We start from the raw sequence: 13,607 nt of genomic DNA on the forward strand, positions 1-13,607 counted from the left end.
TAATCCGGCGATGGACCAGATCACCGCCATGCGCGTGTTTGCCCGCGTGGTCGAGGCCGGCACCTTCACGCGCGCCGCCGACTCGCTACAGATGCCCAAGCCCACCGTGACGAAGATGGTGCAGCAACTCGAAACGCACCTGCGCGTGAAGCTGCTGCAGCGCACCACGCGGCGCGTGACGGTCACGCCCGAGGGCGCGGCCTACTACGAGCGCACCGCGCGCGTGCTGGCCGAACTGGAAGACATCGAGTCCGACCTCACCAACGCGCAGGCCAATCCGCGCGGTCGGCTGAGGGTGGACGTCGGCTCCTCGCTGGCCAACATGATCCTGATTCCGCAACTGCCGACGTTCCATGCGCGCTATCCCGAGATCGAACTCGAGATCGGCGTGAGCGACCGGCCGGTGAACCTGATCGGCGATGCGGTCGACTGCGTGATCCGTGCCGGCGAGCTGACCGACCAGTCGCTCGTGGCGCGCCGCATCGCGACCTTGCCCTTCGTGACCTGTGCCACGCCGGCCTACCTGGAGCGCCACGGCGTGCCGAAGACGCCTGCGGACCTCGGTGACGGCACGCATCGCGTGGTGGGCTACTTCTCGTCGCTGAGCAATCGGCCGATTCCGCTGCGCTATGGGCGCGGCGAGGAGCGCATCGAGATCCACGGCCACACCGTGGTGGGCGTGAACGAGAGCACGGCGCACCTGAGCGCGATGCTCACCGGCATGGGCGTGGCGCAGACCTTCGATGTGATGGCCGCGCCCTACCTGGCCAGCGGCGCGCTGGTCGAGGTGCTGCAGGGCTGGGCGCCCGAGCCGTATCCCCTGCACGTGGTGTACCCGACCAACCGGCACCTGAGCGCCAAGCTGCGCGTGTTCGTGGATTGGGCGGTGGAACTCTTCGCGCCCTACAACAAGGCCGGCAAGCGCTGAAGCGCCCGCGGTTTCAGCCCGGCTGGTACTGGTACAGCCAGGTCTCGGTCAACGTCTGGTCGCCGTTCTTCATGTACATGCGCATGTCGATCGGCTCGTTGCCTTCGGGCGTGAAATCGAACTGCGCGCGCCAGTGTCCCGGCACGCCGTTGGGCACGGCCTCGGCGAAGACATACGAGAACTTGCCGCGCGCCGCCGTCAGCATCACCTCGGGCTTCACGCCGAAGGGCACGGCCTGCAGCGGCTGTCCGATGAACTCGACCATGAACTTGCGCACGCCCTGCGGACGCGGCTGGCCCGGCTGCCCGCCGCGCCCGATGCGCGTGGCCACGCAGCGCGCGAGCGGCGACGGAAAGGGTTCCTGGTCGGTCCAGTGCAACCGGTATTGCAGGCTGTAGCTGGCCCCGGCCTTCGCATCGGCCTTGGGCACCCAGAAGGCGACGATGTTGTCGTGGATCTCGTCGTCGGTCGGAATCTCGATGAGCTGCACCGAACCCTCGCCCCAGTCGCCCAGCGGCTCGATCCACAGGCTCGGGCGCTTCTCGTAGTTCACGCCGTCCTGGTAGTGGTCGAAGGCGCGATCGCGCTGCAGCAGGCCGAAGCCGCGCGGCCTGGTGTCGGCGAAGGCCGAGGCGCGCGTCTGCGTGGGGTTGTTGAGCGGGCGCCAGATGCGCTCGCCCGCGCCGTTCCAGATTGCGAGGCCGTCGGAGTCGTGCACCTCGGGGCGCCAGTCGATGGCGGTGGGCTTGATGGTTTCCGAGTACCAGTACATCGACGTGAGCGGCACCAGGCCCAGGCGCGACACGTCGCGGCGCAGGAACATGCGCGCGTCGATGTCCATGATGACGGCCTTGCCGCGCTGCATGATGAACTTGAACACGCCCGTGACGCTCGGCCCTTCGAGCAGCGCGTAGACCGTCATCGACGTGGTGTTGTTGGCGGCCGGTGTCTCGAAGTAGAAGCGCGTGAAGGTCGGAAATTCCTCGGGCTTGTCGGGCACTGCCACGTCGAGCGCGATGCCGCGCGCCGAAAGGCCGTACTGGTAGAGCTCGCCGATCGCGCGAAAGTACGAGGCGCCGAGGAACGCGACCCAGTCGTTCTTCTGCCAGTCGAGCTTGCTCTGGTCGCCCAGGCGGCTTTCCTGCAGGCGAAAGCCCGCAAAGCCTGCGCCCGGCGGTAGCGCGCGCGCGGGGCTGTCGGGCGGCATCGAGAAGTAGGTGGGGCTGTAGAGCACCTCGCGGGAAAATGCGTCGCCGTCGGTGTTCTCGAGCACATGCATGCGCACGGGCGTCTGGAAGAAGCGCCCGAGGTGGAAGAAGGTAACGGGGAAGGCGCCGGGCCCGTCGCGGAAGAGGGCGTTGGCGGGGTCGAACTTGATCTTGCCGTGCGCGTCGTAATCGATGCGGTCGAGCACCTCGGGCGCCAGTGGCGCGGCGGCTGCATAGGGCTTGGCGGCGAGCGACTTCGCCTGTGCGATCAACGCGTCGAAGGAAAAGGGCGTGGGCTGGCTCAGTTGCAGCCCGTTGGCGGCCAGTGCCTCCTGGGGCAGTCCGAGGGCGGCGAGTGCGGCAGCGGCACCACCGGCGGCAAGGAAGGATCGGCGATCAAGCATGTGGTTCTTGAGGGTTGCGAATCTTGAGGGGGAAGAAAGAAAAGCAGCGAAGACGATAGAGCATTCTCCGCGACCGGGAACAGCTGGTAGCTTGACCTGGCCCGGGGCCGCACCGCGTCAGTCATTCCGCGCAGCGCGGGCCGGACAAAGCCGGCACTTCACAAAATTGTGCGTTTATGTATCGGCGACGTCTGTCGCCTTCAGCGCGTAGAGCGCATACAGCGGCACCCCGAGAAACAGCATGACCATCGGGGCGAACAAGGTGTAGGGCAAGCCGATGCCTTCCAGCACGCGGTAAGTGTCGGTCAGCTGCAGGCGCGGATGGGGCTGCGTCAGTTCGGTAGAGCGACGGATGCCCCAGAGGAACTCTGCACCGGTCGTGCGCACCGACGGATGCTGCCTTCCGCGCCCCACCGCAAGCCAGCACATGGCGTCGAAGGCCAGCATCGAGCCTGCGGGCGCGCGTTCGCCGAAGGTGGCGAGCACTGCCTGCACCTGCTCGGGCTTCAGGTACATCAGCACGCCCTCGGTGAACAGGAATACCGGCGCAGCGTTGCGCTTGCGCGGCAGGCCCAGCTGTTCCCACCAGTCGGGCGCGGTCAGGTCGAGCTCGCGCAGGTCGTGGCGTTCATTCGTCTCGGGGATCAGCTCGCGGCGCATTTCGAGCACCTCGGGCAGGTCGGCGTCGGTCATGTGGGACTTGCCGTCGTCCAGCCACTGGAAGTAATGGCTAAGGCCGCAACCCATGTTCACCACGCGGCCGCCGGGGTGCTGCTTGAGGAAGTCCTGGGCCAGGCTGCGGAAGCGGCGGGTGCGCGAGAGGATGCTGTAGATGGTTGCCCGGTCTTCCGGCAGCGCTTGGCCGTCGTCGCGGATCTGCTCCAGGATGCCCGCGGCGTATGCGTCCCGCACGGCCACTTGCGGAAACATCGCGTCGCCCGAAGCCCGGGCGGCCAGGGGAATCCGCAAGGTCGAAGGAACGGCCGACAGGCGCCGTGCACGTCTGCCGGTGGTCATGGATGCGGAAGAGAGGCCATGCACAAAGTCTGGCCGCTCCGGCATTGCGGGGCAAGTCAGTCTTTGGTTATGCCGGCGGGTGAGAAGCGCATGTCTGCGCAGGCCCGCGCCTTCAGCCTGCGGACTGTCCAGTCAATGTGCCTCGGGCTTGCCGCGCTGGCGCGCAAGATGGCGATAGATGGTGCTGCGGTGAACATCCAGCCGGCGGGCGGCCTTCGCCACGTCGTGATCGCAGGCCTTGAGTGCCTCGTCGATGGCGTGGCGTGTGATGCTCATCAGCGGTTCGGTGTGTGGCAGGGCATGGGGCGTCGCGTCGTCGGGCGGCGAAGTCCACGCGCCGACCAGATGCGCGGGAAGCATGGCCGCCGTCACCGAATCGCCCGCATCGGCCAACGCCACGACCGCACGCAGCGTGCTGCGCAGCTCCCGCACATTGCCCGGCCAGCGGTAGGCGGCCAGCGCTTCGAGCGCATCGCTCTCCAGCCGCAGGTGCTTGGCCGCGCCGCCCGCTTCGAGGAACAGCCGCGAGATCAGCGCGTGCCGGTCGCCGCGCTGGTGCAGCGGCGGCAGGGCGACTGTGAACCCTGCCACGCGATACATCAGGTCGGCGCGAAAGCGCCCGGCCTCCACCAGTGCCGGCAGGTGGCCGTGCGTGGCGCAGACCAGGTCGAAGTCCACCGCCACGCCCTGACCGCCGCCCAGCGGCGTGACCACGCGCTCTTCGAGCACGCGCAGCAGGCGCGTCTGCAGGGGCAGCGGTATCTCCGCGATCTCGTCGAGGAACAGCACCCCGCCGTGAGCCTCGCGGATGCGGCCCGCCATGCCCTTTCGCTTTGCACCGGTGAAAGCGCCTTCCTCGTAGCCGAACAGCTCGGACTCGATCAGTGTTTCTGGCAGCGAGGCGCAGTCCACCGCCACGAAGGGCCCCGCGCTGCGCCGGCTCGCGGCATGCAGCCGGCGCGAGAACACTTCCTTGCCGCTGCCTGTCTCGCCGTTGACCAGCACGGAGACGCCTTCATTCAGCACCCGCACAGCCTTGTGCAGCAGCGGTTGTATATCGTCGGCTTCTGCGGCCATGCCCGGGGACGACGTGGCGTGGCGAGTGGTGGTACGCGCTGTGTCCGGCGTGTTCGAACGCTCCATCACCATCGCGATCTGCCGCCCGCCCGGCAGCGTCAGCAGGTTGCGCCGGTGCTCCATGCGCGGCCAGTTCGCGCCGAGAAAAGCTTCGGCGTCCAGATCGATCAGGCCGTCCCATGAGCGGCTGAACAGTTCGAGCGCTACACGGTTGGCTGCGACGATGCGCCCGCCCTCGATCACCATCAGCCCCTCGCGCGCGGTGCCGATCAGTGCCGGCCGCGCGTGGAAGCGCAGCACGTGGCCGCCGGCCTCGGCCAGCATCATGCGATGCTCGACCTGCTGCGCCGCCATGCGCACCAGCCCCAGAGCATGCGTGTTCACGCGCACCGTCTCGCCAGAGATATCGAGCGCGCCCGCCAGTTCGCCGCGCCCGGTGAAGATGGGCGCCGCCGCACAGCCGAGCGCGCCGTTCTGCGCCAGGTAGTGCTCGCCGCCCAGCACCATCAGCGCTTCTCGCTCTGCCAGCGCCGTGCCGATGGCATTGGTGCCCCGGTTGTGCTCCGACCATTCCACGCCGGGCTGCAGCGCAATGCGCTCGGCCTTGGGCAGGAAGTCGGCGCTGCCGACCTCTTCGAGGATCAGCCCGCTGGCGTCCGACAGGATCACCACGCAGCCATTGCCGACCGCATGCTCGGCAAGGCCGTCGAGCTCAGGCTGCGCGCAGTTCAGCAGCCGCATGGCCTGCTCGCGCCGTTCGCTCAGCAATGCCAGCGCCATCGGCTCGGGGTCGATCACATGGTGGTCGACCGGGCGGCTGCGCTGCCAGGAACGCGAGATGTGCGGTGCGATCCACGGCGCAGGGTCGCGGCCCTGCGCGAAGAACAGCTCGCGGGCCTGATCCACTCCGATCGATGGCAAATGCGCTTCACCACTCATGCGTGTCTCCGATAGGTTTTCGCCTTGTGCGACATCCTAGTCGCCATATTCGCGCGAACATGTCGCAGATTGCGAATGAAAACCCGCTCCGGCATCGGTTTGCAGTGCGCAGGTGCCTAGGGAATGTCCCGATCCGGCCGGGTATGTGGCTTGCGGTAGTCCATGCAGGCCGCCGCATGTCGTGGCGCCACTACCTTGCATATGGAGACAAAGTCATGGACATGCTCGAACCGGGCAAATTCGGTACCGCGGTGCCGTTCAAGAAGCGCTACGGCAATTACATCGGCGGCGAATGGGTCGCGCCGGTGGACAACCAGTACTTCGAGAACATCACACCCGTCACCGGCAAGGTCTTCTGCGAGGTGCCGCGCTCCACGGCGGCCGACATCGACCGCGCGCTCGACGCCGCCCACAAGGCCAAGGGCGCCTGGGGCCGCACCTCGACCACCGAGCGCGCCAACATCCTGAACAGGATCGCCGACCGCATGCAGGAAAACCTGGCAGTTCTGGCGGCCGCCGAAACCTGGGACAACGGCAAGCCCATCCGCGAAACCACGGCAGCCGACCTGCCGCTGGCCATCGATCACTTCCGCTACTTCGCCTCGTGCATCCGCTCGCAGGAAGGCGGCATCAGCGAGATCGACCATGAAACCTTCGCGTACCACTTTCACGAGCCCATCGGCGTGGTCGGCCAGATCATTCCCTGGAACTTCCCGATCCTGATGGCCGTGTGGAAGCTGGCGCCCGCGCTGGCGGCCGGCAACTGCGTGGTGCTGAAGCCGGCCGAGCAGACGCCGGTGTCGATCCTGGTGCTGATGGAAATCATCGGCGACCTGCTGCCGCCGGGCGTGCTGAACGTCGTCAACGGCTTCGGCGTGGAGGCGGGCAAGCCGCTGGCGTCGAGCAACCGCATCGGCAAGATCGCCTTCACCGGCGAGACCACCACCGGCCGGCTGATCTCGCAGTACGCGAGCCAGAACCTGATTCCGGTCACGCTGGAGCTGGGTGGCAAGTCGCCCAACATCTTCTTCGCCGACGTGATGGACAAGGACGACGGCTTCTTCGACAAGGCGCTCGAAGGCTTCACCATGTTCGCGCTGAACCAGGGCGAGGTGTGCACCTGCCCGTCGCGCGCGCTGATACAGGAGTCGATCTACGACCGCTTCATGGAACGCGCGCTGAAACGCGTGGCCGCCATCAAGCAGGGCAGCCCGCTCGACATGGCCACGATGATCGGCGCGCAGGCTTCCAGCGAGCAGCTCGAGAAGATCCTGTCGTACCTCGACATCGGCAAGCAGGAAGGCGCGAAAGTGCTGATCGGCGGCGAGCGCCAGAAGCTCGAAGGCGACCTGGCCGACGGCTACTACGTGAAGCCGACCGTGTTCAGGGGCCACAACAAGATGCGCATCTTCCAGGAGGAAATCTTCGGCCCCGTGGTGTCTGTCACCACCTTCAAGGACGAGGAAGAAGCGCTCGCCATTGCCAACGACACGCTCTACGGGTTGGGCGCTGGCGTGTGGAGCCGCGACATGAACCGCGCCTTCCGCATGGGTAAGGGCATCCAGGCCGGCCGCGTGTGGACCAACTGCTATCACCACTACCCGGCGCATGCGGCCTTCGGTGGCTACAAGCAATCGGGCATCGGTCGCGAAAACCACAAGATGATGCTCGACCACTACCAGCAGACCAAGAACCTGCTGGTGAGCTACAGCGAGAACAAGCTGGGCTTCTTCTGATGACCGGCGAAGTCCTGCGCGTCACCGCGACCGATGCCGCGCTCGCGTTGATCGACAGGCTCGCCGCAAAGCACGGCCCGCTGATGTTCCATCAGTCGGGCGGCTGCTGCGACGGCAGTGCGCCCATGTGCTACGGGCGTGACGAGTTCATCGTGGGCGACTACGACCGGCTGCTCGGCCACATCGGCGGCATGCCGTTCTACATCAGCGGGCCGCAGTTCGAGTACTGGCAGCACACGCAGCTGATCATCGACGTGGTGCCGGGGCGCGGCGGCATGTTCTCGCTGGAGGGGCCGGAAGGCTTGCGCTTCCTGACGCGCTCGCGGCTCTTCACCGACGAGGAGTGGGCGGTGCTGGAGGCCGAAGAGGCGAAGTAGCAAGGGGAAGGCAGGAGGGCGTTGCGCAGATAGACTGGGGGCGTTTTTCGATCAATCTCCAAGGAGCACCCCGTGAAGATCAGCGCGCCCTCGAGTCCGGCTGCGCGCCGGACTTTTCCGTTTGAAGGAAATGTGGTTTCCGCGAAAACCACTTTCCCGGTGACCTGGCCGACGCCATAGTTGCCGACCACCAACCCCAGCACAAGAACAGGAAACCGAATGAGCACCCTCGACATCGTCGGCCTCTGCGGCAGTCTTCGCACCGGCTCCATCAACCGGGCCGCCCTGAACCTCGCAGGCTCGCTGATGCCCGAGCCGATGGCCATGGAGGTCGTCGAATGGCGCGAGGTGCCGGTGTTCGACGCAGACGTGTTCGCAAAGGGCTACCCGGCATCGGTGCAGGCGCTGCGCGACCGCATCCGCCGCGCCGACGGCGTGGTGATTGCCACGCCCGAATACAACTTCTCGATTCCGGGCGGGTTCAAGAACATGATCGACTGGCTCAGCCGCGGCGAAGACCAGCCCTTCGCGCACAAGCCGGTGGCCATCCTGTCGGCATCGCCGGGGCCGGTTGGCGGCGCGCGCGTTCAGTACGACCTGCGCCGCGTGCTGTTGTTCGTGAACGCGATGGTGCTGGCGAAGCCCGAGGTCTTCATCGGCGGCGCGGGCGGCAAGTTCGACGCGGACGGCAACTGCACCGATGAGACGACGCGCAAGTTCGTCGGCGACCAGATGAAGGCGTTCGAGAAGTGGATCGCGGCGGTCAAGCGGATGGCGGCTGGCTGAGTCTTCGCCCGCTAGGTCGATGAGGCGAGTAGCTGACGCACCAACAGTTGTGCAGCGGGCGAGAGCGTGGCCCCCATCTTCGTCGCCATCAGTAACCGCCGCGTGGCCCACGCATCCTTCAGCCGCACGACCTTCAGATCGAGCGCCGCAACCTGCGCCTTGCATGCGGCCAGCGGCACCACGCCGATGCCGAGGTTGGCCGCGATCATGTGGCACATCGCATCGAAGCTGCGCACCTGCACGCGCAGGCGCATCGGAATGCCGGCCTGCTCCGCCGCGCGCGACGTGAGCTCCAGCAGCGAACTGCTGCGGTTCAGGCCGACGAATTCGTGCGCGAGGCAGGTCTTGAAGTCGACCTGCTTCACTCGGCTGCGCGCCAGCGGATGCTGCTTTGCGCACAGCACCACGAGCTCGTCGGTCTGGAAGGGCGCGACGTCGAGCCCATAGGCGGGCGTGTTCTCCGCGAACACGCCGACGTCGGCGAGCCCGTCGACCAGTGCGCGCACGATGTCGCCGCTCAATTGCTCTTCGACCTCCACTCGGATGTCGGGATGCTGCGCGAGAAAAGTCGCAAGCGTCGTGGGCAGGAACTCGGTCAGTGCCGACATGTTGGCCCACAGCCGCACGTGGCCGCGCACGCCGCTTGAGTAGTCGTTGATCTCGTTGCTGAACTGCTCGAAGCCCTGGAACAGCCGCATCGCATGCTGCATCGCCACATGGCCGGCGGGCGTGAGCGCGATGCCTTGCGCGCTGCGTTCGAGCAGCTTCGACCCCGTTGCTGCCTCGAAGTCCGAAAGCCGCCGGCTCGCCGCCGACAGCGCGAGGTGGCATGCCTCCGCGCCCTTGGTGATGCTGCCCGACTGCGCGACTGCGCAGAACAGGCGCAGCGTCACGAAGTCGACGCGGGCGGGGTTGATCGGGCTGGGCATCGGCGGATTCTAGAGAGGCGGGGCCACCCCTTCGCGTTTTGCGAAGGAGTGCTGCCGTCACAGCAATTCCGCCCGGCGCAATCTGTTCCTAGAGTCGGACCTTACCCAACAAGGAGACGGACGCGGACATGAATGCACTCGAAGGCCTGAAAGTGCTGGAGCTTGGCCAGCTCATTGCCGGCCCCTTCGCCGGGAAGACACTGGCGGAGTTCGGCGCTGACGTGATCAAGGTCGAGCCGGCCGGTGTCGGCGACCCGCTGCGCAAGTGGCGGCTGCTGCGCGATGGCACTTCGGCATGGTGGGAGGTGCAGTCGCGCAACAAGCGTTCGGTGTGTCTCGACCTGCGCAGCGTCGAAGGCCAGGAGGCAGCGCGCGCGCTGGCGCTCGAGGCTGACGTGCTGATCGAGAACTTCAAGCCCGGCACGCTCGAAGGCTGGGGCCTGGGGTGGGAGCAGCTGCACGCGTTGAACCCGCGGCTGATCATGCTGCGCATCTCGGGCTATGGGCAGACCGGGCCTTATCGCGACAAGCCCGGCTTCGGCGTGCTTGGCGAATCGATGGGCGGGCTGCGTTATCTGAGCGGCGAGCCGGGGCGGGTGCCGGTGCGCGTGGGGGTGTCGCTGGGCGACACGCTGGCAGCGCTGCACGGCGTGATCGGCGTGCTGACCGCGCTGCACCATCGTATGGCTCATGGCGGGGAAGGGCAGTTCATCGACGTGGCGCTGTACGAGTCGGTGTTCAACGTGATGGAAAGCCTGCTGCCCGAGTACGACGCCTTCGGCGCGGTGCGCGAGCGCGCCGGCAGCGCGTTGCCCGGCATTGCGCCGACCAACGCCTACCGGTGCAACGACGGACACTACGTGCTGGTGGCCGGCAACGGCGACAGCATCTTCCGCCGGCTGATGCGAGCCATCGGGCGCGCGGACCTGGAGAACGACGCGGAACTCGTGCACAACGATGGGCGCGTGCGGCGCGTGGCGGAGATCGACGCTGCCATCGAGGCATGGACGCTGCAGCGCAGCCGCGACGAAGTGCTGGCCGCACTCGACGCGGCTGGCGTGCCGGTCGGGCGCATCTACACCGTGGCCGACATTGCGAGCGACCCGCAGTACCTGGCGCGCGAGATGATCGTTGAGGCTCCCACGTCTGACGGTGCCACGCTGAAGGTGCCCGGCGTGGTACCCAAGCTCAGCGCCACGCCGGGACGCATCGCGCACCCGGCGCCACGCCTTGGCGAGCACACCGGCGATCTGCAAAGTGCCGGCTGGCCAGCGCGCCGCACAGAAAGCGGGCTTCTCGTATGAAGACGGGCAACGGCACGCGGCTGCTCATCAACGAGGTCGCCACCCGCGACGGCTTCCAGATGGAGAGCCGCTTCATTCCCACCGACGACAAGGTCGCGCTGATCGACCGGCTCAGCGCGCTGGGCTACGCCAAGATCGAAGTCACGTCGTTCACTTCGGCAAAAGCGATTCCGGCATTGCGCGACGGCGAGGAGGTGATGCACCGCATCGCCCGGCGCCCCGGCGTGGTCTATACCGCGCTGGTGCCGAACGTGCGTGGCGCCGAGCGCGCGCTGGAAAGCCGCATCGACGAGTTCAACATCGTCATGTCGGTGAGCGGGACGCACAACCTCGCCAACCTGCGCATGACGCGTGAGCAGTCGTTCGCGCAGCTGGCCGGGGTCGTCGCGCTGGCGAAGCAGGCCGGGGTGCCGGTGAACGTGTCGCTCTCGTGCGTGTTCGGCTGCCCGATGGAGGGTGAGGTGCCGCTGGCGGCGGTGCAAGGCTGGATCGACCGTTTCGCTGCGCTGGAGGTGCAGGGCATCACGCTGTGCGATACGACGGGCATGGCCTATCCCACGCAGGTGCGGGGCCTTTGCGAGAACGTCATCGCGGTTCATCCCCAGATGGACTGGACCGCCCACTTCCACAACACACGCGGCATGGGCCTTGCAAACACAGTGGCCGCCGTCGAGGCCGGCATCCACCGGCTGGACATGTCGCTCGGAGGCATCGGCGGCTGCCCCTATGCCCCGGGCGCGACCGGCAATGTGGCGACCGAAGACGTGGTGCACATGCTGCAGTGCATGGGCCACGACACCGGCATGGACCTGGACGGCCTGATCGCCGCCGCGGCCGAGCTGGAATCGCTCGTGCAGCATGAGCTGTCGAGCCAGGTCTCGCGCGCGGGCCATCGGCTGACCCGGCATGCACCGCCCGCGGATTTCAACGACATCGTTGCCCGTGCCAAGGAGCGCGGGCAGAAGGAGCTCCACCCGTGATCGACCACCTGGACCACCTCGTGCTGACGACTGCGCACGAAGAAGCCTGCACCCGTTTCTACGTCGATGTGATGGGCATGGCGCTCGAAAGCTTCGGCGCCGGCCGCAAGGCTTTTCGCTTCGGCAACCAGAAGATCAACCTGCACATCAAGGACCACGAGTTCGAGCCCAAGGCGCAGCTGCCGACGCCGGGGTCGCTCGACCTGTGCTTCATTGCCAGCGTGCCGCTCGAGGAAGTCATCGCGCGGCTGAAGGAGCACGACGTGCCGATCCTCGAAGGCCCGGTGATGCGTACGGGCGCTACATCGCGCATCCGCTCGGTCTATGTGCGCGACCCCGACCTGAACCTGATCGAGATATCGGAGCTGGCGCCCTGACGGTGCGGGCCCGAAGACAGCAAGCCAAATACAAAACCACCGGAGACAAACCATGAAACCCATCCACCGCCTTCTCGCGGTCGTCCTTGCGTTGGCTGCCTCGGCTGCAACTGCCGATACGTGGCCCTCGAAGCCGATCACCATGATCGTGCCCACGTCGCCGGCCGGCTCCACCGACATCATGGCGCGCATGGTCGGCGATCCGCTGCAGCGCGCGCTGGGCCAGCCCGTGGTCATCGACAACAAGCCTGGCGCCAGCGGCAACATCGGCACCGAGTTCGTGGCGCGCGCCGCGCCGGACGGCTACACACTGCTGATGCAGTACTCGGGCTTCCACGTCGGCAACCCCTCGCTCTACCCGAACATCAGGTGGAGCCCGACGAAAGACTTCGTGCCGGTGGCGATGGTGATGCGCGCGCCGCACGTCGTCGCGGTGAGCGGCAAGCTCCCGGTGAACTCGATGAAGGAACTCATCGAATACGGCAAGAAGAAGGAGGGCGGCTTGTTCTACGCCTCGTCGGGCAACGGCTCGATCCAGCACATCGCGGGCGAGTTGCTGTCGCGGCAGTCGAAGCAGGCGATGACGCATGTGCCCTACAAGGGCTCGGGCCCGGCCATCAACGACCTGATCTCGGGCAACGTCGACATGTTCATCACCACGCCGCCCTCGGTCATCGGCCACTTCGCGGGCGGACGCATCAAGGCGCTGGCCTATACGGGCACAAAGCGCCATCCGTCGATGCCCAATGTGCCGACATCGGCCGAGGCGGGCCTGCCGGGCTACGAGGTCGAGTCGTGGTTCGCGGTGTTCGCGCCGGCGAAGACGCCGCCCGAGGTCGTCGCCAGGCTCAGCGCGGAGCTGAAGAAAATCGTGGAGAGCGAAGCCTTCCGCAAGAAGGTCGACGAGCAGGGCGCCTTCGCGACCTACATGGATTCGCCGACACTCGCGAAATTCGTCGACCAGGAACTGGCGACCTGGTCGAAGGTGATCAAGTCGGCGGACATCAAGCCGGATTGAAGGGGGCGGGGCCCTCAGTCTTCCTGGTAGACGACCTTGAAGGTCTCGCACAGCACCGGCATGCGCAGGTCGGGCTTCCTGCCGAGACGCTCGCATTCGCCGCTGAAGTACTTCCAGTGGCCTTCGCGCCAGTAGCGCAGCGAGCAATCGCCTTCGGCCTCGACGGCCACGAAGTCTTCACCGACCTCATCGAAGGGCATGACCACCACGCTGAGGGTTTCGATCACGCACAGGGGCTTGCCATGCCAGTCGGTCACCACGCTCAGGTCACCGGGCTTGGGCCGTGGCCTGCCGGTCGATTCGAAGGACCATTCGAGGCTCGCGGTGCCGCGCTTGCGCCCGTCCAGGACGAGCTTTGCCAGTTCGGTGGCGCCGGCCTCGTTGTCGTCGAAGTGGAAGGCCTCGCCAAAGCGGGCGGACACGTCGGCGCCGGCGCTGGCCTGGAATCGCTCCCAGAAGGGAAGAGTGCTGGATGGAATGGTCATGTCGGGCGGCCTGGAGTCGAGCCCCAAGCCTGCCACAGCATG

At 66.7% G+C, this 13,607-nt stretch carries 13 protein-coding genes; 8 read left to right on the top strand and 5 right to left on the bottom strand.

Going from position 1 to position 13,607, the window contains the following annotated elements; all coding sequences use genetic code 11:
• Positions 1-10: 10 nt before the first annotated feature.
• The gene (locus BLV60_RS14455; protein ID WP_093055611.1) at positions 11-928 is read left to right on the top strand and encodes a LysR family transcriptional regulator; all 918 of its coding nucleotides are present in this window, start codon (positions 11-13) and stop codon (positions 926-928) included.
• A 13-nt stretch (positions 929-941) separates the two neighbouring features.
• On the opposite strand, the gene BLV60_RS14460 is transcribed toward BLV60_RS14455, so the two are convergent.
• From BLV60_RS14460 to BLV60_RS14470, 3 genes are all read right to left on the bottom strand, one after another.
• Positions 942-2,540 carry an OpgD/OpgG family glucan biosynthesis protein gene (locus BLV60_RS14460; RefSeq protein ID WP_093055613.1) on the bottom strand — a complete coding sequence of 533 codons (1,599 nt, stop codon included), beginning with the start codon at positions 2,538-2,540 and terminating at the stop codon, positions 942-944.
• A gap of 174 nt (positions 2,541-2,714) precedes the next feature.
• On the bottom strand, positions 2,715-3,557 hold the full coding sequence (locus tag BLV60_RS14465) for a class I SAM-dependent methyltransferase (protein ID WP_093055615.1): 843 nt from the start codon (positions 3,555-3,557) through the stop codon (positions 2,715-2,717).
• Positions 3,558-3,689: 132 nt separating this feature from the next.
• Positions 3,690-5,573, bottom strand: coding sequence for a sigma-54-dependent Fis family transcriptional regulator (locus BLV60_RS14470; protein WP_093055617.1), 1,884 nt, complete (start codon positions 5,571-5,573; stop codon positions 3,690-3,692).
• 215 nt (positions 5,574-5,788) lie between these two features.
• Here BLV60_RS14470 and adh point away from each other — a divergent pair, with 215 nt between their 5' ends.
• The 3 genes from adh (at position 5,789) to BLV60_RS14485 (ending at position 8,472) form a co-directional block, all read left to right on the top strand.
• Complete coding sequence (gene adh / locus BLV60_RS14475; RefSeq protein ID WP_093055619.1) at positions 5,789-7,309, top strand: aldehyde dehydrogenase; 1,521 nt, start codon at positions 5,789-5,791, stop codon at positions 7,307-7,309.
• Complete coding sequence (locus tag BLV60_RS14480) at positions 7,309-7,686, top strand: DUF779 domain-containing protein (protein ID WP_093055621.1); 378 nt, start codon at positions 7,309-7,311, stop codon at positions 7,684-7,686. Before adh ends, BLV60_RS14480 begins: the two co-directional genes overlap by 1 nt.
• Before the next feature lie 219 nt (positions 7,687-7,905).
• Positions 7,906-8,472 (top strand): NADPH-dependent FMN reductase, encoded by a 567-nt coding sequence (locus tag BLV60_RS14485; protein WP_093055623.1) that lies wholly within the window; start codon positions 7,906-7,908, stop codon positions 8,470-8,472.
• 11 nt (positions 8,473-8,483) lie between these two features.
• Here BLV60_RS14485 and BLV60_RS14490 read toward each other — a convergent pair whose 3' ends face one another.
• Positions 8,484-9,401, bottom strand: coding sequence for a LysR family transcriptional regulator (locus BLV60_RS14490; protein ID WP_093055624.1), 918 nt, complete (start codon positions 9,399-9,401; stop codon positions 8,484-8,486).
• Positions 9,402-9,529: 128 nt separating this feature from the next.
• On the opposite strand from BLV60_RS14490, the gene BLV60_RS14495 reads away from it, so the two are divergent.
• From BLV60_RS14495 to BLV60_RS14510, 4 genes are read left to right on the top strand one after another with little or no spacing between them, the layout of a single operon-like run.
• Positions 9,530-10,705, top strand: a complete 1,176-nt coding sequence (locus BLV60_RS14495) for a CaiB/BaiF CoA transferase family protein (RefSeq protein ID WP_093055626.1) — start codon at positions 9,530-9,532, stop codon at positions 10,703-10,705.
• Positions 10,702-11,685 carry a hydroxymethylglutaryl-CoA lyase gene (locus BLV60_RS14500; RefSeq protein WP_093055627.1) on the top strand — a complete coding sequence of 328 codons (984 nt, stop codon included), beginning with the start codon at positions 10,702-10,704 and terminating at the stop codon, positions 11,683-11,685. The genes BLV60_RS14495 and BLV60_RS14500 overlap by 4 nt, the downstream gene beginning before the upstream one ends.
• Positions 11,682-12,062 carry a VOC family protein gene (locus tag BLV60_RS14505; RefSeq protein ID WP_093055629.1) on the top strand — a complete coding sequence of 127 codons (381 nt, stop codon included), beginning with the start codon at positions 11,682-11,684 and terminating at the stop codon, positions 12,060-12,062. Before BLV60_RS14500 ends, BLV60_RS14505 begins: the two co-directional genes overlap by 4 nt.
• Before the next feature lie 52 nt (positions 12,063-12,114).
• Entirely contained in the window at positions 12,115-13,080 is a 966-nt protein-coding gene (locus BLV60_RS14510; protein ID WP_093055631.1) for a Bug family tripartite tricarboxylate transporter substrate binding protein, read from the top strand.
• A gap of 14 nt (positions 13,081-13,094) precedes the next feature.
• Here BLV60_RS14510 and BLV60_RS14515 read toward each other — a convergent pair whose 3' ends face one another.
• Positions 13,095-13,565: an ASCH domain-containing protein gene (locus BLV60_RS14515; protein ID WP_093055633.1), complete on the bottom strand. Its 471-nt coding sequence runs from the start codon at positions 13,563-13,565 to the stop codon at positions 13,095-13,097.
• Positions 13,566-13,607: the final 42 nt, after the last annotated feature.

Source organism: Variovorax sp. YR634 (genome assembly GCF_900106655.1).
Lineage (GTDB): Bacteria > Pseudomonadota > Gammaproteobacteria > Burkholderiales > Burkholderiaceae_C > Variovorax.

Bases quoted from the DNA above. Each gene is read 5' to 3' on its own strand.
- BLV60_RS14465 (WP_093055615.1), bottom strand. From the start codon at position 3,557: ATGACCACCGGCAGACGTGCACGGCGCCTGTCGGCCGTTCCTTCGACC.
- BLV60_RS14455 (WP_093055611.1), top strand. From the start codon at position 11: ATGGACCAGATCACCGCCATGCGCGTGTTTGCCCGCGTGGTCGAGGCC.
- BLV60_RS14515 (WP_093055633.1), bottom strand. From the start codon at position 13,565: ATGACCATTCCATCCAGCACTCTTCCCTTCTGGGAGCGATTCCAGGCC.
- adh (WP_093055619.1), top strand. From the start codon at position 5,789: ATGGACATGCTCGAACCGGGCAAATTCGGTACCGCGGTGCCGTTCAAG.
- BLV60_RS14510 (WP_093055631.1), top strand. From the start codon at position 12,115: ATGAAACCCATCCACCGCCTTCTCGCGGTCGTCCTTGCGTTGGCTGCC.
- BLV60_RS14500 (WP_093055627.1), top strand. From the start codon at position 10,702: ATGAAGACGGGCAACGGCACGCGGCTGCTCATCAACGAGGTCGCCACC.
- BLV60_RS14470 (WP_093055617.1), bottom strand. From the start codon at position 5,573: ATGAGTGGTGAAGCGCATTTGCCATCGATCGGAGTGGATCAGGCCCGC.
- BLV60_RS14485 (WP_093055623.1), top strand. From the start codon at position 7,906: ATGAGCACCCTCGACATCGTCGGCCTCTGCGGCAGTCTTCGCACCGGC.
- BLV60_RS14490 (WP_093055624.1), bottom strand. From the start codon at position 9,401: ATGCCCAGCCCGATCAACCCCGCCCGCGTCGACTTCGTGACGCTGCGC.
- BLV60_RS14495 (WP_093055626.1), top strand. From the start codon at position 9,530: ATGAATGCACTCGAAGGCCTGAAAGTGCTGGAGCTTGGCCAGCTCATT.
- BLV60_RS14460 (WP_093055613.1), bottom strand. From the start codon at position 2,540: ATGCTTGATCGCCGATCCTTCCTTGCCGCCGGTGGTGCCGCTGCCGCA.
- BLV60_RS14480 (WP_093055621.1), top strand. From the start codon at position 7,309: ATGACCGGCGAAGTCCTGCGCGTCACCGCGACCGATGCCGCGCTCGCG.